Genomic DNA, 16,963 nt, shown 5'->3' on the forward strand with positions numbered 1-16,963 from the left:
GGATCGCAACCTTCTGCAGCTCCTGCACGGAACAATGTAAGAGCTGCCGAAGGATGCGATCTTTTGCTTTGCGTTAGAAGTAATACGGGAATTTCAGGCTGAACGAAAAGTCCGGTGCATCATCCGTCATGCCAATCGACAAGTTAGGCACGATCGTCAGGTTGTCCGTGGCTGCAATGGTCATGCCGACGTTGAAGTAACCGGCGTTGGCGTCACTCGACACTACCGACTCCCAATCACCGCCGTCCTGCTTCAGCTTGCTTTTGCGCTGCACCAGGTCGGAGACCGAGAACGACATACTCATCTTCTCATTGAGTGCGAAGGCGATACCGGCGCCGATCTGGAAGCTGTCGCCGATGCGCACTTTGCCTGGGGTTTTCTGATTGATGGTGGAGCTGATGTCGTCGAACGACTCTTCGAGGTTGTGCGTGTAGGAAAGGCTGCCGAACAGCACCGCCGGGTCGAAGGTCTTGACCAGCGAGATGCCTGGGGTGATCGACCAGACGCCGTTGCCGGTGGGCAGGGTATCGGGGACGAACAGGTTGGAGTTGGCATCGGTCTGGCGCAGTTTGATGCCGAACGGGTCTTTGCCGGTTGGCGCCTTGACGCGCAGGGTGACAACGGCGTCCGGGGTATTGACCGACTCGTCGAGGAACTTGTAGGCGATACCGAAGTTGACGTCGCCAATGGTTGGATCCTTGGTCACGGTTTCTTCAGTAGTGACACCGGCCGCGCCCTGGTTGCCGCCACCGGATTGGTAAGTCGACTCGCGGTACACCACCGGCACGTTCAGATCGAACTGCCAGCGGTTGTCGAAGTTATAGCGGCCGGTGAGGTCCAGGGTCCAGGTGTCGGCCTTGATCCGGTCGAGGTTGATGTTGCCGAGGAAGATTGAATCCAGCGCAAGGAAACCGTTGAGGATCAACTGGCGGGTGTCGTAGCGCGAATAGGTCAGGCCGGTTTCGACGCTGAACTTGCCCCCACCGAAGAAGCCGCTGGCTTCGTCATACAGGTTGGAAACACTCTGCGCCGGTTGCGAATCGTCGGCCAGCGATTGACCGTAGGAAGCACCGCTGCCCCCGGCGGCGCCTCCCGATGCAGCGGCCGCACCGGTGCCTGTGGCGGCTGCGGCGGCGACGCGATTGCCTTTCATGTCGGACGGCGATTTGGCCAGCCGTTTTGGCGGTGGGGCGGCGGGTTGTTCTTCTACCTGGCGGACCCGTTGTTCAAGTACCGCCAGGGCTTGTTGTTGTACTTCGTATCGTTGTTTCAGTTCCAGAAGTTCCCGTTTCAGGGCTTCTACGTCGGCGTCGGGTGCTGCTTGCAGCATTGCCGCCGGTAGAAGGGTACTCAAACACACTGCAGCACGCAGTGATACTGATCGATACATGAATAAGCCGTCCCTTTAAGCCCAATGATCGAGACTCAGCGTAGTTCAATATCCGATATTGCGTAGGGCCCCGAGTTGAGTCAGGTTGCAGTCCAGTGCACCGGCGCTTCTGCCGTTATTGTTAAGTACGACGTTGAGTTGCGTGAGGTTGTTGACCACGTTGGCGCTGCCCAGCAAGCGGGTGTTCTGCAGCAGCCCGCCCTGGGCGACCTGTTGCAGCGCGGTGCCTTGGTTGCCGCTGGCCTGAATCGCCATTTGCACGCCACCGCCATTGGCTGAAACCGCAACACTGCCGGCGCCGTTGCTGCCGGTAATGGTCTGACCGGCGACGAGCGCCTGACCTTGCGACGGCGCCAGTGCCGGCGCCTGACTGGCTTCGCTGACATTGATCGCGACATTGTTGTTGGCGGTGTTGCTATCGCCCGCCGCGCGCACGCTTTGGGTCACGCCTTGCGTGCTGTTGAGGCCGGCGCCGCCGATGACAGTGCCGGTGCCCAAGGTGGGCGTGCTGCCGTTGCCCGACTCCTTGATGGTCGAGACATAGAACTCCGGTTTGACGGTTGCAGCCTGGATCTGCATCGAGGTTGCGGCCCCGATCAAGTCGCCGCTGGCGTTGCGCCAAGTGCTGCTCATGACAATGCCGAAGCTGATGATCCGCCCCGGCATGACGTAACGACCGCGCAGCTCGGCGAGCTCCTGGTCTTTGATTTCGATGGGCTTGAATCCGGCATGGGCAAAACCTGACGCACTCGCGGCCAGGCAGGCGGCGGCCAGCCAGTATGAGGTTTTCATCTGCAGCTCCCGGGACGTCCAGTCCCATTCTCTAACTCGGCGATTAAAAGAAGTCGCTCTGAATGAACCCGAAATCCATCAATTCCGCATCTTTGACCGGGTTGAAACCGTCCAGCGAGTTCTTCGCCGTCAGCGGCACCGGAGGGCTGCGCAAGGCGTTGGCCTTGTCGTAACCGGGGCCGACGATGGCAAAGACAATGCCGTTCCAACCTTTGACAAAGTCATCGTGCTTGTAGCGCTTGTGACCCAGAACCGGATCACCGATGTAGACCCAGTCCTTGTCCGAACGCTGCAGGACGACGAAGTGCTTGTAGCCGCGAATGTCCATCAGAACCACCACCGGAATGGTCACCGCTTCGAGTTTCTCGGGCGGGATCCGGTAGCCACGGGCGCGCATGCCGATACTCTCTACGTAGCGCTTCATGTCGAGCATGGAAAAACCCTGGGTTCGCACCAGGTCCTGGTCAGCGTTGACCAGCATGCCTTTGATGATGTGCTCCTCATCGACGTCGAGCCAATAGGCCTGGCGCAGGACCGTCGCCAGTGCAGCCGCGCCGCAGCTGAAATCGGTTTTCTGTTCGACGATGTCGGCAAACTTGCGCTCACGAATACTTTGCACGTCCTTGTAGACCAGCACGCCACCCGGCAGGGCAGCGACGGGCATTTGCGCCGCCTGAGTCAGACCGCACAGACAAAGCAGAGCGAGGAGGGCAGGAGTCCGCATGATCGAATACGCCTGGTGGAACCTGGGAAAAAGCCCCGTTGCCGGGGCTTTCGTTTCGATCGCGATTACATGCAGGCCTTGCAACCTGCAGCGATGGACAGCGAGTTGCTTTGTTGGTTGCCGACACCGGCCGAGACGTTGGCTCCACCGTTACCGGAGAAGTTGTTCATCGAGTTGGTCATGTTGGCGTTGTTGACGACAGGGGTTTTCCAGCCGTCTTTGGTCAGCACTTGTTGGGTGGTGACGCCAGCGAGGCCAAAAGTACCCACGGCTTCGAACTTGGCTTTTTGATCATCGTTACCGCCGTGGCCGCCGCCACGGTTACCCCAACCGCCATGGTTGTCGTCTTCGATGGTCGCGGTGCCTTTGGCTTTGAACGTGCCAGCGGCTGCATAAGTACCGGTAAGGGTGTCGGTTTTGTATGCCTGCACGCCTTTGTTTTCTACAACCAGGCCAGTCGAGGACTGGTTGGCTGAGGCTGCAGCGGTGGCTACACGACCGCCGGACACAGCGATGGCGAGGTTGTTTTTCTGTTGGTTGAAGTTGCCCGAGCTCACGTTGATGCCGATGTTGCCCGAACCGTTGTTGCCGGCATTGTTGAGCGTGGCGTTGTTGAAGGTGGAGGCGTTTTTCACGTAGTTGTTGTTGTTCACCTGAGTCGCGCTCGAGGCTGCAACAGCATTGCCGAAGATGAAGCTTTCGTCAGCGGTGGCCAGCGCCGCAGCGTTGTCCTGTTGGTTGCCGTCGCCGGCTGCAACGTTGGCGCCCATGTTGCCGTTGGAGCCGTTGAGCGAGTCGCTGGCATTGGCGTTGTTCAGGGTGCCCTGGTTTTTTACCACGTTGCCGTCGCTGTTTTGCGCGTCGAGTACAGCGGCGCCAGCGCCTGCGGTGATCTGCAGCAGTTGTTCAAGGTTAGGTCCCTGAGGCTGGCCGTGACCATTGCCGTGACCATTGCCATGCCCGTTACCACGACCGTCGGCCTGTGCTGCCATTGCCATCACTGCTGCGAGTGCGAAAACCAGTGGTTTGAGAGCCATTGTAGGTTTCATGGTTGTTTCTCCGTCGTGCTTATTAGTTGGTTAAGTGTTGGGGCTTTTCTAATTGCACTGCTTGGTGTTTGGGTCAGTCAGCGACCCGGATGCTCAGGGTGTTAGCCATGCGGTTCCCCACCCCGGCACTCTGGTTCACCTGAATTACCCCGCGGCTGCCGGTGAAGGCCTGATCACTGGTCGTGACCTGGCGACTGCCGATTGAGGTACCAGTTGCTCCTGAGCTCGGTAAAAACGCCACGTTCTGTTGCGAAAGGGCGCTGTCGTCAACGCTCTGCGGGCCGGCACTGATGCTGACCCGGGTAACGTTGGCCATTTGATTGTTGGCGCCGGCGCCCTGGTTCACGCCGAGGATGCCGTTGCCATTGCTGAAAGAGCTGCCGCCGATGTTGGCGCTCGCGTCGATGGCGCGGCTGGCGGGCGCGTCGATGTTCTGCCTGACGCGGGTGCTGGCATGGGATTCGGTGCCGATGGCAATCGCCTTGACGTTGGCTTGTTGCATTTGATCGCCGGCGGCCTGGTTGACGTTGAAGTTGCCGCGATACTGCGCACCGGAATCCTGAATATTTGCCTTGTTGACCGAAGCCGGATCGGCCATGGCGCTGGTGCAGCCGAGCAGGGCGAGAAGCAGCAGGGTGCGATTCATGTCATTGGCCTCCGGCCATGCGAGTCAGAGGCGCCAGCCCGGTGCTCATCGCGCGGTTGACAGTGTTGGAAATCGACGCGCCGGAGCCACCGCCACTGCCAGTGCGCATACCGGGCAGGCCGTTCTGGTTGGTCAGGGTGTTCATGCCGGGCAGGTTGGAACTGGGCGTGGTCATGTTGCCGCGAATCGATGAGCCGCTGGCGACGCTGGCGAAATCGCCATCGCTGAGTTCGGTGCTGCTGAGGGTCTGATTGATCCGCGCCGAAGGGTTGGCGTTGACCGTGGTCGGGTAGGGGTCTTTACCGCCATTGCGGCCGATCGGGATCGGCTGAACATCGCGGTTGAGAACGATCACGCCGTTGCCTTCAGCCTGGGCGTCGACGCTGATCAATGCGCTGGCTGCTGATCCGATCAGCAGGAGGCAGGTCAGGCTTTTATTGAATGTCCCCACGGCTGCGATTCCTTCTTCAGTGGGCTGGGTTGTTCAGCGTTGTGAAGGAGAGAGCGAAAGCTGTGCCGGTTTTGAATTGATCTGTGTTTTCAGTTACTTGGCTGATCTGCAGGATGGCCTGTAGCGGGCACTGTTTCAGCGCTGAGACACCTCAGTGGGCGAGGGAATGGCGACTGGCGTTACAAAGCTCTGGAACAAGGGTTTGCGCCGATGTGTTTCATCGACGTAACAGAGGACGTGACGCAGTCATGAACCACGTTTGGACGGGGACTTTGCGCGCTCAGGAGTGTTTCAAAAACGGACAGATGTGCTCGAACTGGCGGCGTGTTGACCTTAATCGGACAGCAAACGCTCGACCGCCGCGAACGCTTGAGTCTGACGTTCGACCCAGTTGCCTTCGATGACTTGCAGCGGCTGGTGGTGCTGAATCAACCAGGCGCGGGTGGCTTCGTAGAAGGCCATGCGATCTTCAAGATTTGGTTGGCAGCGCTGGCCGTCTTCGGCCCAGTCGATCTGTTGCGGCGACAGCAGCAGGTGCAGGTCGTAATGGCGTGTGAGCAATTCGGGTTCCAGCCAGGCGGGGCAGTCGCCGAACAGGGTCTGACTCCAGAGAATGTTGCTCAGCAGGTGAGTGTCGAGGATCAGCAGGGAGGGCTGTTTCGCACGCGCCAGATCTTCCCATTGCAACTGGCCTCGGGCGATGTCGGGGATATCCGCCAAACAGGTGTCGCGGGGATTTTGCTCGATGAACCGACGCACATATTCATCAACGCGCACGCCGCCGAAGCGCTGTTCCAACCCTGCCGCCAGCCAGCTCTTGCCGGTGGATTCCGGGCCCGTGAGCACGACGACTTTCATGTGCGCAACGCCGGATCGGCGCGCCATTCTCGCCAGCCTTGTACGGCGAGCAGGGTAAACAGCGCATAGAGGCCAGCAGTCAGGTACAAGCCTTTATAGATGAACAGGCCGACAAAAATGACATCGAGGACAAACCACAGCGCCCAGCATTGCAGGCGTTTCTGCGCCATCCACAGTTGCGCGACCAGACTGAAACCGGTAAGCGCGGCATCGAGCCACGGCTGCGCGGCGTCGGTCCAGTGCGCCATCGCCGCGCCCAGCAGTACGCTGCCGATCGCACCAGTGGTGAGGCCCAGCAGCAACGAGCGCGTGTCGAGGCGGCTGACTTCGCGACCGTCATGCATCGTCCCGGCGCGGGTCCATTGCCACCAGCCATAGATCTGCAGCGCGGCGTAGATCACTTGCAGCAACATGTCCGAATACAGCTTCACTTCAAAGAAGATCCAGCTGTAGAGCAACACCATGACCAGCCCGATGGGCCAGCACCACGGGTTCTGTTTGACTGTCAGCCACACGGCGATCACACCGAGGGCAGCGGCGAACAGTTCAAGCCCGGACATGAAGATTCCTTTGGGGGAATGAAGAAGGGGGCGGATTGTACTGCATTCACCCAAACACTGAAGAACCCGCTGGGAAGGAACCAGCTCGCGAAATGGCCTGTCCAGCCGACATCTTCTTCGCCTGACCGGCCGCTTTCGTGAGCAAGCCCAGTCCCACAGGGGTTGCGGTTATGCGCGGATTCCCGCCAACCCCACCCATCTCATGTGGGAGCGGGCTTGCTCGCGAAGACATTGAGTCAGACACAGAAAATTCGCCTGACCGGCCGCTTTCGTGAGCAAGCCCACTCCCACAGGGGTTGCGGTTATGCCCGGATTCCCGCCAACCCCACCCATCTCATGTGGGAGCGGGCTTGCTCGGGAAGACATTGAGTCAGACACAGAAAATTCGCCTGACCCGCCGCTTTCGTGAGCAAGCCCACTCCCACAGGGGTTGCGGTTATGCCCGGATTCCCGCCAACCCCACCCATCTCATGTGGGAGCGGGCTTGTTCGCGAAGACATTGAGTCAGACAAAGAAAATTCGCCTGACCCGCCGCTTTCGTGAGCAAGCCCACTCCCACAGGGGCTGCGGTTATGCGCGGATTCCGGCCAACCCCACCCATCTCATGTGGGAGCGGGCTTGCTCGCGAAGACATTGAGTCAGACACAGAAAATTCGCCTGACCGGCCGCTTTCGTGAGCAAGCCCAGTCCCACAGTGTTTGGTGGCGTGCGCGAGATTCCGGCAACACACAAACCTACTGTGGGAGCGGGCTTGCTCGCGAAGACATTGAGTCAGACACAGAAAATTCGCCTGACCGGCCGCTTTCGTGAGCAAGCCCACTCCCACAGGGGTTGCGGTTATGCGCGGATTCCGGCCAACCCCACAGGTTATGGGTCAGACCCGGAACTGGCGCAGCAGCCCGTTGAGCTGTTCGCTCAGTTGCCCAAGCCGCAGACTGGCCGCACTGGATTGCTCCGCCGCCAACGCCGTGCTGTGCGAAAGGCCGGCCGCCTGGGTGACGTTCTGATTGATGTCTTCAACCACATGCGCCTGCTGCAACGTGGCGCTGGCGATCGAAGCATTCAGGCCATTGAGATTACGCAACGCCTGGCCAATTGCATTGAGGCTCGCACCGGCCAGTCCCGCCTGTTCAATGGTCAATTGCGAGGCCTTGCTGCTGTCGCCGATCACCTTCACCGCAGCTTCGGAGTGATTCTGCAGGCGCTCGATCATCGACTGGATTTCCGCTGTCGACTTCTGCGTGCGCTGGGCCAGCAAGCGCACCTCATCGGCCACCACGGCAAATCCGCGTCCTTGCTCACCCGCACGCGCCGCCTCGATCGCGGCATTGAGCGCCAACAGGTTGGTTTGTTCGGCAATCGAGCGAATCACTTCCAGCACGCTGCCAATTTGCGTGCTCTCGGCCGCTAGCGTGCGAATCACTTCCACCGCCTGATCGATCGTGCCGGACAACTTGTCGATCTGTTGCAGGCTGCCGTCAATGTTGATCTGCCCCTGTTGCGCCTGCGCTTCGGCATCGCGCATTTCTGCGGCGGCGTGTTCGGCGTTTTTTGCCACGTCCTGCACGCCGTAAGTGACTTCGTTGATCGCTGTGGCCACCAGTTCCATCTGCTGCGATTGCTGCTGACTGCGCTCTTGCGCCTGCGAGGCGTCGTTGCCCAGGTCACTGGAAGACTGGCCCAAGGCGCTGGCTGAAACCTGCAAATCACCGATGACTCTGCGCAACTTGGCGGTGAAAGCGTTGAAATGATGAGCAAGCTCAGTGACTTCATCCTTGCCATGGGTATCGAGGCTGCGGGTCAGGTCGCTCTCGCCGCTGGCGATGTTGGCCATCGCATTAACGGTCTCCTGCAGCGGACGAACGATGCTGCGGGCGATGAGAATCACCAGCAGCGCCATGATCAGCGCAATCGCCAGACCGATTGCCGAGGCCTTGATCATCTGCCCCTTGAATTCGGCCTGCACATCGTCGACGTACACGCCGGAACCGATCACCCAACCCCACGGCTCGAACAGTTTCACGTACGAGGTCTTCGCTACGGGATCCGTCGCCCCCGGTTTCGGCCAGCGATAATCAACCATGCCGGCACCTTTGGCCTTGGCGATAGCGACCATTTCGTTGAACACCGCAAAGCCGTCCGGGTCGCGGATCGCCGAGAGATTCTGGCCTTCGAGTTTGGGATTGGTCGGGTGCATGACCATCACAGGCGTGAGGTCGTTGATCCAGAAATAATCGCTCTGGTCGTAGCGCAGGCCACGGATTGCGGTCAGCGCCTGCTTTTGCGCCGCGTCCCGGGTCAGGGTGCCGGCGGTTTCCAGGCCATGGTAATAGGTCAGCAGCCCGCTGGCGGTCTGCACCACGTGTTGGGTTTTCTGCGCCTTGGCGTGATAGAGGTCGTCGTGGATCTGCTTGAGCATCAGCACGCCCAAGGTCAGCAACATGACCACCGCCACAATCAAGATGAGCCACAAGCGTCGGCTGATCGACACACTGCGCAAGCTGTTCATAACGCTGTCACTCCGGATTCTTGTTCTTGTAATAAATGATCGCCAGCATCCAGCCGCAGCTGAGTGCTCGGGGCTGCGCCAGCCAAGCCACGTCGCGCAGGGAGCGCTATTAAGGCTTGTCTGTTAGGATTTCGGCCCCGCGCGCGAAAACCTGAACCCGGTTTTGATATTTCACGGAATTTTTACTGATTCGTGTGGATCCTGTGCGCGCGCAATCGCTACAGCTTTTACCGGCTACGCTGGACGCAGTGAACGAAAAAATACTATCGGGGCATGCCTCGCGCATCGCTCTCTGGGGGATTGATGGATCTTTGGACCGCCTTGCAGGCACTGATTCTAGGAGTTGTAGAAGGGCTGACGGAGTTTTTGCCCATTTCGAGTACCGGACACCAGATCATCGTCGCCGACTTGCTGAATTTCGGCGGCGAACGGGCCATGGCGTTCAATATCATCATTCAGCTCGGGGCGATTCTCGCGGTGGTCTGGGAGTTTCGCCGCAAGATCCTCGACGTGGTCATCGGCCTGCCGACCCAGCCCAGCGCTCGGCGTTTTACGGCTAATCTGCTGATCGCGTTTTTGCCCGCCGTGGTGCTCGGAGTGATCTTTGCCGATCTGATCCACGAATACCTGTTCAATCCGATCACCGTAGCGGCGGCGCTGGTCATTGGCGGGATCATCATGTTGTGGGCCGAACAGCGCCAACACGAAGTGCATGCCGAAACCGTCGACGAGATCCGCTGGACCGATGCGCTGAAAATCGGTTTCGCGCAGTGCCTGGCGATGATTCCCGGCACCTCGCGCTCTGGCTCGACGATCATTGGCGGCCTGCTGTTCGGCCTGTCGCGCAAGACCGCCACCGAGTTTTCGTTTTTCCTTGCCATGCCAACCATGGTCGGTGCGGCGGTGTATTCGGGCTACAAATACCGCGATCTGTTTGTGCCGGCCGATTTTCCGGTGTTCGCGATTGGTTTCGTCACCGCATTTGTCTTCGCCATGATTGCCGTGCGCGGCTTGCTCAAGTTCATTGGCAACCACAGCTACGCAGCGTTTGCCTGGTACCGGATTGCCTTCGGCCTGTTCATTCTGGCGACCTGGCAGTTCGGCTGGGTGGACTGGTCGGCAGCGAAGGCATGAGTGATTCCCGCATGCGCCGCCCGCAAGGACAACCTTCGGGTGGGCGCCTTCAGCAGGTGAAGTTGAAGCTTGTGGTGCTGCTGGTCGTCTGTGCGCTACCGCTGTTCGGCTCGCTGTCGATGTGGCTGAGCGGCCTTTCACGGGTGCCGCTGGCGGCGTACGGCACGGTCAGTGTGCTGGCGTTTCTTCTGTACTGGGCCGACAAGCGCAAGGCCCGCGCCGATGCCTGGCGCACCCCGGAAAACATCTTGCACGCGGTAGAGCTGGCGGGCGGTTGGCCGGGTGCGCTGATCGCGCAGCAAGTATTTCGGCACAAGACCCGCAAGGTGTCGTTTCAGATTCTGTTCTGGGTGATTGTGCTGCTGCACCAGGTGTTCTGGATTGACCAGATTTTTCTCGGTTCGAACCTGTTGTCCCTGTTCTGAAACCCGCCGAAATCCCCTGCAGGAGCTGGGCCGCGTTTACAGCAGCAGGCCGATTTGAGTTTTTTTAGGCAACTTGCTCACCACCAATTGATGCGAACGCTGCAACAGCCCCTGCAGTTCCACGGCACCCAGCGGGTAGGGCGGATGCATGATGATCCACTGCGCCCGCGCCAGATACGGCGCCGGTTGAATCCCCGGACGGTCGCAATGGCCGAGAAACAGATCCTTGTCGACCTTGAACGCCAGCGAGTCGCCGCGTAATCCCTGCAAGGCAAACATCTTGTTGCCGGCAATCGAGAACACCCGCACGCCGCCCCATTTGTAGTCTTCCCGCGCGCCGGGCAGGGCCAGACAAAACTCGGCAACTTCGGCTTCGCTCATTTTTCCCGGTTTCATAGCAACCGCTCCCCGCAAGCATTGAACGACTCGACCAGATGATCGATCCACGCACGTACCGCGGGCATTACCCCTCGCCGGTGCGGATACACCGCTTGCAGCCAGCCGCCGGGCAATGACCACTCCGGCAGCACCTGCACCAGCGTGCCGTTACGCAGTTCGGTCTCGCAGAACATCATTGGCAGCACGGTAAAGCCCTGGCCGGCCAGCACGCAGGCCTTGCGCACCACGAAGTCATCGATGCCCAGCCGCGCCTCCATACTCAGATCGACGCTCTTGCCTTGTTGGTCGAGCAAACGTACATGGACCATGCGATCGGCTTCCAGGGCGCCGAGTACTGGCAGGGTTTTCAGGTCCTGCGGATGATTGATGGTCTTGCCCTGCATGAACGCCGGGCTGGCGATCACGACCGCTTGGGCCTGACGCAAGCGCCGCGTGACCAGCAACGGATCTTCATCACCGTGATCGCGCACACGCAACGCCACATCGATACCTTCTGTGACCAGATCGACTCGGCGGTTGAGCAGCACGACCTCCAACTGCACTTGAGGAAACTTGCCGAGAAAATCGCTGATCACCGTCGGCAGCATTTCATGGGCAAGCCCGGTCGGGCACGACACCCGCAAGCGCCCGCGCGGTTCGCTGGACATGCTCGCCACGGCTTCGTCAGCCATTTCGGCTTCCAGCAACATCGCCTGACAGTGGCGCAAATAGCGCTCGCCGACAGCAGTCAGGTTCAGTTGGCGCGTGGTGCGTTGCAACAGACGTGCGCCGAGGCGTTCTTCCAGTTCGGCAATTCTTCTTGAAAGCCGCGACTTTGGAATGCCAAGCAGGCGTCCAGCGGCAGCGAATCCGCCGGCTTCGACCACTTTGGCGAAGTAGTAGAGATCGTTGAGGTCCTGCATGTGTGCTTCCAACCGTTCTATCAGTGGGACGAACTATCGCATTGTCAGCGACTAATCAGCTATTGGTTTGTTGCGTAGGATTGTCTCCATTCCGTCGCCACCGGCGATTCTTTCAGGAGAACCCACATGAAACTGTTGCACATCGATTCGAGCATTCTGGGCGACAACTCGGCTTCCCGTCAGTTAAGCCGTCAAGTCGTCGACGCTTGGCAAGCCGCCGAGCCGAGCGCCGTGGTCACCTACCGCGACCTGGCCGCTGATGCCATCAGCCATTTTTCCGCCAACACACTGGTTGCCGCTGGCACCACGGCTCAATTGCGCGACGCTGCGCAACAGCACGAAGCCGAGCTGAGCGCTTCGACCCTGGCCGAATTCATCGCGGCCGACGCCGTGGTCATTGGCGCGCCGATGTACAACTTCACCGTTCCAACCCAGCTCAAAGCGTGGATCGATCGCGTTGCCGTAGCTGGTCAGACGTTCCGCTACACCGAAGCCGGCCCTGAAGGCCTGTGCGGTGGCAAGAAGGTGGTGATCGTGTCGACCTCCGGCGGCATCCACGCCGGTCAGGCCAGCGGTATCGCTCACGAAGAATATCTGAAGCTGGTGCTGGGCTTCCTCGGCATCACCGATATCGAGATCGTCCGCGCTGAAGGCCTGGCTTATGGCGAAGAAGTGCGCAACAACGCCATGGGCGCTGCGCAAGCGAAGATCAGCGAGCAACTGTTCGCCGCCGCGTAAGGCTTGCGTGAAGAACAGCTACTGTTCAGGCAATCCCCAAAAAACTCTGTATTCTGGTTCTGCAAGGGCCAGATGCGGAGTTTTTTGTTTCCGGCTGTTACATAATCTGGCCCGGGTTATGCAGTTTCGGCACATCAGACGATGTGGTCCAACAGGGTGGGGCGTTCATGAGGCATCTTTGTGCAATGTTGCTGATTTGCCTGCTGGGCAGCCTGAATTCAGTGCAGGCCGCGCCGGGACGCCACCCTGTCTGGAGCGTTGGGTATCACGAAATGACTTTTCTCGACCCGCTTGATCTGCAACCGATGCGCGCCATTGCTTTCTACCCGTCCAGCGACGGCGAGCACATGAGTTTGCTTGAGGGTTACTCGGTCGAGGCCGGCGAAGACACCAAAGTGGCGATGGGGCGTTTCCCGATGTTGATGCTCTCCCACGGCAACACAGGCACGCCGCTGGCCTTGCATGATCTGGCGACATCGCTGGCACGCAAAGGCTTTGTGGTGGTGGCGGTGATTCATCCCGGTGACAACTGGCGGGACCATAGCCGACTCGGCACGTTGAGCAATCTGTACGGGCGGCCGATCCAGATTTCCCGGGCGATCACCGCGACGCTCGCCGATAACATGCTGGCGCCGTTCGTCAATGCTGATCAGGTCGGTGTGATCGGTTATTCGGCGGGGGGCGAGACCGCATTGATACTTTCCGGAGCGCAACCGGATCTGGATCGCCTGCGCCGCTATTGCCAGGAACGCCCGGACGATCACGACGCCTGCAATACGCAGGGCGAGCTGATTGTCGATCGCGACGACTTGCAACCGGTGGCCGATCCACGGGTTCACGCCTTACTGCTGATGGCGCCGCTGAGCCTCAAATTCGGCCGCCATACCCTCGCCGATGTGCACGTGCCGGTGCTGCTCTACAGCGGCGACGGGGATAAACTGGTGGCCTTCGATAAAAACGCTGCCGCCCTGGCGCGCAAACTGCCTACCGCGCCGGACTTCAAACTGTTGGCAGGGGCGGGCCACTTCGTGTTCCTGGCACCCTGTAATGAAGAGCAGATCCGCGCCATGCCGGCGTTGTGCACCGATGCTGATGGCGTCGATCGCGAGGATATTCACCGCAACCTGATTTCCGAAGCGGGACGGTTTTTTGCCCATGCGCTGGGCAAATCGACGCGGGCAGGAATGCAGACTGCGGATCAGTAAGCCCGCCCCCAACACCCAATCGATGCCGAGAGCGGGCTTGCTGTCGCGCTGATCAGGACAGCGGCGGCGTGCGTGGCGGGATCTGGCGCTTGCTGCCGGTGGATTCGAACGCGGCGGCGAAGCGCAACAGATTCGAATCGTCGTAAGCGCGGCCGGCGAAGGTCAGGCCGACCGGCATACCGATGTCGGCCATCACGCCCATCGGTACGGTCACGGTCGGGACGCCGAGGTGGCGGATCGCGAGGTTGCCGTTGGCCACCCAGACGCCGTTGCTCCAGGCGATGTCGGCCGAGGCAGGATTGATATCGGCATCCGCCGGGCCGACATCGGCGACGGTCGGGAACAGCACCGCGTCGAGGCCGAGCTTGTCCATCCAGTCTTCGAGGTCGACGCGCCGGGTCTGCTCCAGGCCGCGCAGGCCATCGGGCACGGTAGGAATTTCATTCCACGGCGTGATGCCACGTTCGGCCATGCGCACATATTCGTCCATGCCGGCGGCCAGATCGCCTTCGCGGTTGGGTAGGGTGCCCGGGTCGTGCGGGAAGATTTTCGGCCCGTCGACGTCGACCAGACGGTTGAGTGTCGGGTCGCCATTGGCCTGCAGGAAATCGTCGAACGCCCAGGCAGTCAGATCCCACAGTTCATGGTGGAGGAATTCTTTCGACACTAGCCCACGGGTGAACACGGTTGGCGCGCCAGGACGGTCGCCTTCGCAGTTGGAGACCAGCGGGAAGTCGGTTTCGATGACTTCGGCGCCAGCGGCCTCAAGGGCCTGACGCGCCTGCTGCCACAAGTCGATCACGGACGCGCGGGTGTTGATGCGCTGGCCGGTCGGGCCACCGATGCCGGGGGCTTCGCTGGTGCCGGCGTCCGGGTCGGCATTGATGTACATGCGCGGGATGGCGAAGCGTTTGCCGGCCAGCGCTTTTGCGTCGGCGGCCAGTTCGCGGTACGCAGCCGGGCGTACTTCGCTGACACGCGGGATCGGCACCCAGGGTTGCAGGCGCCACAGGTCGCCACGGGTGTCCGGGTCTTCGGCAACGACCACTTCGAGTACTTCGAGCAAGTCCGCCATGGTCCGCGCGAACGGCACGACGACGTCCATGGTCGGCGTCAACGGCCAGTTGCCGCGCACCGAGATTACGCCGCGCGAAGGGGTATAGGCGCACAGGCCGTTGTTCGACGCAGGGCCGCGACCGCTCGACCAGGTTTCCTCGGCCAGACCGAACGCAGCGAAACTGGCAGCGGTGGCAGTGCCGGCACCGTTGGACGAGCCAGAGGCGAAGGGCGCAGTGAGGTAAGCGGCGTTGTACGGACTTTCAGCACGACCATAGACGCCGCGCTGCATGCCGCCATTGGCCATCGGCGGCATGTTGGTCTTGCCCAGGCAGATCGCCCCGGCAGCGCGCAGGCGTTCGATGGTGAAGGCGTCGCGATGGGCGACCAGATCAGCGAACGCCGGGCTGCCGGAAGCGGCGGTCAGGCCCTTGACCAGATAGCTGTCCTTGGCGGTGTAGGGAATGCCATCGAGTGGGCCAAGGGTTTGACCTTTGGCGCGGCGGGCGTCGGAGGCGCGGGCTTCGTTCAGCGCTTCAGGATTGCGCACGACGACGGCGTTGAGTGCCGTCGGGGTGTCGGCGCCATCGTAGGCATCAATACGCGCCAGATAGGCTTGCACCAGCTCCACAGCGGTGGTCTGGCCGGATTCGAGGGCAGCGCGCAATTGGGCGATGCAGACTTCGGTGACTTCAATCATGGGGTCACCTGTTGAGCGTGGATGTTCTGGGCAGGGGTATTCATAGCGGTTCTCGTGGCACGGCTTTAAGCGACAAGGTCAAGACTGGCGCCTATTTAACACCATGCAGCGGGCGGAGTAATCGGTGGTGTGATGGTTTTGTTGGTAGGTGGCCTGAGCATTCGTGTTGCCTGACCTTGCGCTTTCCCGAGCAGGCTCGCTCCCACATTGTCTTGTGTAAACCGATAATCCCGCTCTCCACAGGAAGACCGCGCCAACATGTTCTAGGCTCAGCGCATCCGGAATGCTGCGCCCTCAGGAATGTTGCCATGGAAGAGAAGCCGCTGATTGCCTTCAACAGCTCAAAAGCGTTGCTCGACGTGCTGATCCGCGCCGGGTTGATCGCGACCCTGGTGCTGTTCTGCTACGACATTTTTCATCCGTTTCTCAATGTGATGCTGTGGGCGCTGATACTCGCGATCACCTTGTATCCGCTGAACCAGACACTCGGGGCGAAACTCGGCAACCGTTACGGTTGGGCGGCGATTGTGCTGGTGTTGCTGGGGCTGGTAATCCTGATGGTGCCGCTGAGCCTGCTCGGCGCATCCGTGGCCGATTCGGTGGAGGCGGGCATGCAAACCGTGGAAGCGGGGCACTTCGAGATTCCGCCGCCACCCGCCAATGTTGCCGACTGGCCGCTGATCGGTGCGCCGTTGTATGGCATCTGGATGCACGCTTCGCAGGACCTGAGCTGGGTGTTCAAGGAACTCGCGCCGCACCTGACCAGTTGGGGCCGGGTGCTTTTGCATCAGGCCGCCGGCGTCGGCGCAGGCATCGTGGTGTTTGTCGTGGCGCTGATTGTCGCCGGGCTGATCATGACTCACGGCGAACGTGGCCATCGCACAGCGGTGGCGATCACTACGCGGATTTCCGGCCCGGTGCGTGGCCCGCAGATCGCTCAATTGTGCACCTCGACCATTCGCGCGGTGGCGCAGGGCGTGGTCGGTATCGCCTTCATCCAGATGATTTTGATAGGCGTGGCACTGGTGATCATGGGGGTGCCCGCTGCCGGCATTCTGGCTTTGATGGTGTTGCTGCTGGGCATCATGCAACTGCCGGTTCTGCTGATCACCGTGCCGGTGGTGGTGTTCGTCTTTGCCCATGACGGCGTCGGCGCCGGGACGATCATATTTGCCGTGTGGATGGTGATCGCCGGGCTTTCGGACAACGTGCTCAAACCGATGTTGCTCGGACGTGGCGTGGCTGTGCCGATGCCGGTGGTGCTGATCGGCGCGCTGGGCGGCATGGTCACCAGCGGCATCATCGGCCTGTTCACCGGGCCGGTGATTCTGGCGGTCGGTTATGAATTATTCATCGGCTGGGTTTATCAACCGACCGACGTCAGCGAAGTGCTGGACGAAACCTCCCACGACAATCAGCCATAAG

General features: G+C 60.5%; 17 protein-coding genes. 5 read left to right on the forward strand and 12 right to left on the reverse strand.

The genetic code is table 11. The annotated features are described in order from the left end of the window. Positions 1–73 precede the first annotated feature (73 nt). The 9 genes from ACP7D9_RS20640 to ACP7D9_RS20680 form a co-directional block, all read right to left on the reverse strand. On the reverse strand, positions 74–1,390 hold the full coding sequence (locus ACP7D9_RS20640) for a hypothetical protein (protein WP_426159416.1): 1,317 nt from the start codon (positions 1,388–1,390) through the stop codon (positions 74–76). A gap of 45 nt (positions 1,391–1,435) precedes the next feature. Then, a complete protein-coding gene (locus tag ACP7D9_RS20645) occupies positions 1,436–2,182 on the reverse strand; it encodes a hypothetical protein (protein WP_101159570.1) in 747 nt (248 codons plus the stop codon). Between the two features lie 43 nt (positions 2,183–2,225). Continuing rightward, a complete protein-coding gene (locus tag ACP7D9_RS20650; protein WP_039760558.1) occupies positions 2,226–2,906 on the reverse strand; it encodes a C39 family peptidase in 681 nt (226 codons plus the stop codon). 65 nt (positions 2,907–2,971) lie between these two features. After that, positions 2,972–3,955 (reverse strand): heme utilization protein, encoded by a 984-nt coding sequence (locus ACP7D9_RS20655; protein WP_312999439.1) that lies wholly within the window; start codon positions 3,953–3,955, stop codon positions 2,972–2,974. Positions 3,956–4,028: 73 nt separating this feature from the next. Next, positions 4,029–4,601, reverse strand: coding sequence for an adhesin (locus tag ACP7D9_RS20660; RefSeq protein WP_101159573.1), 573 nt, complete (start codon positions 4,599–4,601; stop codon positions 4,029–4,031). Position 4,602: 1 nt separating this feature from the next. Beyond that, positions 4,603–5,052 (reverse strand): hypothetical protein, encoded by a 450-nt coding sequence (locus ACP7D9_RS20665; protein WP_426159418.1) that lies wholly within the window; start codon positions 5,050–5,052, stop codon positions 4,603–4,605. A gap of 333 nt (positions 5,053–5,385) precedes the next feature. Further along, positions 5,386–5,910: an AAA family ATPase gene (locus tag ACP7D9_RS20670; protein WP_426159534.1), complete on the reverse strand. Its 525-nt coding sequence runs from the start codon at positions 5,908–5,910 to the stop codon at positions 5,386–5,388. Beyond that, positions 5,907–6,470 carry a nicotinamide riboside transporter PnuC gene (gene pnuC / locus ACP7D9_RS20675; protein WP_101159575.1) on the reverse strand — a complete coding sequence of 188 codons (564 nt, stop codon included), beginning with the start codon at positions 6,468–6,470 and terminating at the stop codon, positions 5,907–5,909. Before pnuC ends, ACP7D9_RS20670 begins: the two co-directional genes overlap by 4 nt. Before the next feature lie 874 nt (positions 6,471–7,344). Continuing rightward, positions 7,345–8,979 carry a methyl-accepting chemotaxis protein gene (locus ACP7D9_RS20680; RefSeq protein ID WP_397478157.1) on the reverse strand — a complete coding sequence of 545 codons (1,635 nt, stop codon included), beginning with the start codon at positions 8,977–8,979 and terminating at the stop codon, positions 7,345–7,347. A gap of 303 nt (positions 8,980–9,282) precedes the next feature. On the opposite strand from ACP7D9_RS20680, the gene ACP7D9_RS20685 reads away from it, so the two are divergent. Then, a complete protein-coding gene (locus ACP7D9_RS20685; RefSeq protein WP_101159577.1) occupies positions 9,283–10,113 on the forward strand; it encodes an undecaprenyl-diphosphate phosphatase in 831 nt (276 codons plus the stop codon). Then, positions 10,110–10,538 carry a DUF1294 domain-containing protein gene (locus ACP7D9_RS20690; RefSeq protein WP_426159420.1) on the forward strand — a complete coding sequence of 143 codons (429 nt, stop codon included), beginning with the start codon at positions 10,110–10,112 and terminating at the stop codon, positions 10,536–10,538. The genes ACP7D9_RS20685 and ACP7D9_RS20690 overlap by 4 nt, the downstream gene beginning before the upstream one ends. A 36-nt stretch (positions 10,539–10,574) precedes the next feature. On the opposite strand, the gene ACP7D9_RS20695 is transcribed toward ACP7D9_RS20690, so the two are convergent. Beyond that, entirely contained in the window at positions 10,575–10,934 is a 360-nt protein-coding gene (locus tag ACP7D9_RS20695; protein ID WP_426159421.1) for an MmcQ/YjbR family DNA-binding protein, read from the reverse strand. Beyond that, positions 10,931–11,839 carry a LysR substrate-binding domain-containing protein gene (locus tag ACP7D9_RS20700; protein ID WP_039760577.1) on the reverse strand — a complete coding sequence of 303 codons (909 nt, stop codon included), beginning with the start codon at positions 11,837–11,839 and terminating at the stop codon, positions 10,931–10,933. The genes ACP7D9_RS20695 and ACP7D9_RS20700 overlap by 4 nt, the downstream gene beginning before the upstream one ends. Before the next feature lie 126 nt (positions 11,840–11,965). Between ACP7D9_RS20700 and ACP7D9_RS20705 the strand changes: the two genes are divergently transcribed. Both ACP7D9_RS20705 and ACP7D9_RS20710 read left to right on the forward strand, forming a co-directional pair. Continuing rightward, a complete protein-coding gene (locus ACP7D9_RS20705) occupies positions 11,966–12,577 on the forward strand; it encodes an FMN-dependent NADH-azoreductase (protein ID WP_101159580.1) in 612 nt (203 codons plus the stop codon). Between the two features lie 167 nt (positions 12,578–12,744). Continuing rightward, positions 12,745–13,782, forward strand: a complete 1,038-nt coding sequence (locus ACP7D9_RS20710) for an alpha/beta hydrolase family protein (RefSeq protein WP_426159423.1) — start codon at positions 12,745–12,747, stop codon at positions 13,780–13,782. Between the two features lie 52 nt (positions 13,783–13,834). On the opposite strand, the gene ACP7D9_RS20715 is transcribed toward ACP7D9_RS20710, so the two are convergent. Beyond that, the gene (locus tag ACP7D9_RS20715; RefSeq protein ID WP_426159425.1) at positions 13,835–15,538 is read right to left on the reverse strand and encodes an amidase; all 1,704 of its coding nucleotides are present in this window, start codon (positions 15,536–15,538) and stop codon (positions 13,835–13,837) included. Positions 15,539–15,846: 308 nt separating this feature from the next. Between ACP7D9_RS20715 and ACP7D9_RS20720 the strand changes: the two genes are divergently transcribed. Further along, entirely contained in the window at positions 15,847–16,962 is a 1,116-nt protein-coding gene (locus tag ACP7D9_RS20720; RefSeq protein ID WP_426159426.1) for an AI-2E family transporter, read from the forward strand. Position 16,963: the final 1 nt, after the last annotated feature.

It is taken from the genome of Pseudomonas sp. TSRC2-2 (assembly GCF_049897785.1).
GTDB lineage: Bacteria > Pseudomonadota > Gammaproteobacteria > Pseudomonadales > Pseudomonadaceae > Aquipseudomonas.

Bases quoted from the DNA above. Each gene is read 5' to 3' on its own strand.
- ACP7D9_RS20640 (WP_426159416.1), bottom strand. From the start codon at position 1,390: ATGTATCGATCAGTATCACTGCGTGCTGCAGTGTGTTTGAGTACCCTT.
- ACP7D9_RS20645 (WP_101159570.1), bottom strand. From the start codon at position 2,182: ATGAAAACCTCATACTGGCTGGCCGCCGCCTGCCTGGCCGCGAGTGCG.
- ACP7D9_RS20650 (WP_039760558.1), bottom strand. From the start codon at position 2,906: ATGCGGACTCCTGCCCTCCTCGCTCTGCTTTGTCTGTGCGGTCTGACT.
- ACP7D9_RS20655 (WP_312999439.1), bottom strand. From the start codon at position 3,955: ATGAAACCTACAATGGCTCTCAAACCACTGGTTTTCGCACTCGCAGCA.
- ACP7D9_RS20660 (WP_101159573.1), bottom strand. From the start codon at position 4,601: ATGAATCGCACCCTGCTGCTTCTCGCCCTGCTCGGCTGCACCAGCGCC.
- ACP7D9_RS20670 (WP_426159534.1), bottom strand. From the start codon at position 5,910: ATGAAAGTCGTCGTGCTCACGGGCCCGGAATCCACCGGCAAGAGCTGG.
- pnuC (WP_101159575.1), bottom strand. From the start codon at position 6,470: ATGTCCGGGCTTGAACTGTTCGCCGCTGCCCTCGGTGTGATCGCCGTG.
- ACP7D9_RS20680 (WP_397478157.1), bottom strand. From the start codon at position 8,979: ATGAACAGCTTGCGCAGTGTGTCGATCAGCCGACGCTTGTGGCTCATC.
- ACP7D9_RS20685 (WP_101159577.1), top strand. From the start codon at position 9,283: ATGGATCTTTGGACCGCCTTGCAGGCACTGATTCTAGGAGTTGTAGAA.
- ACP7D9_RS20690 (WP_426159420.1), top strand. From the start codon at position 10,110: ATGAGTGATTCCCGCATGCGCCGCCCGCAAGGACAACCTTCGGGTGGG.
- ACP7D9_RS20695 (WP_426159421.1), bottom strand. From the start codon at position 10,934: ATGAAACCGGGAAAAATGAGCGAAGCCGAAGTTGCCGAGTTTTGTCTG.
- ACP7D9_RS20700 (WP_039760577.1), bottom strand. From the start codon at position 11,839: ATGCAGGACCTCAACGATCTCTACTACTTCGCCAAAGTGGTCGAAGCC.
- ACP7D9_RS20705 (WP_101159580.1), top strand. From the start codon at position 11,966: ATGAAACTGTTGCACATCGATTCGAGCATTCTGGGCGACAACTCGGCT.
- ACP7D9_RS20710 (WP_426159423.1), top strand. From the start codon at position 12,745: ATGAGGCATCTTTGTGCAATGTTGCTGATTTGCCTGCTGGGCAGCCTG.
- ACP7D9_RS20715 (WP_426159425.1), bottom strand. From the start codon at position 15,538: ATGATTGAAGTCACCGAAGTCTGCATCGCCCAATTGCGCGCTGCCCTC.
- ACP7D9_RS20720 (WP_426159426.1), top strand. From the start codon at position 15,847: ATGGAAGAGAAGCCGCTGATTGCCTTCAACAGCTCAAAAGCGTTGCTC.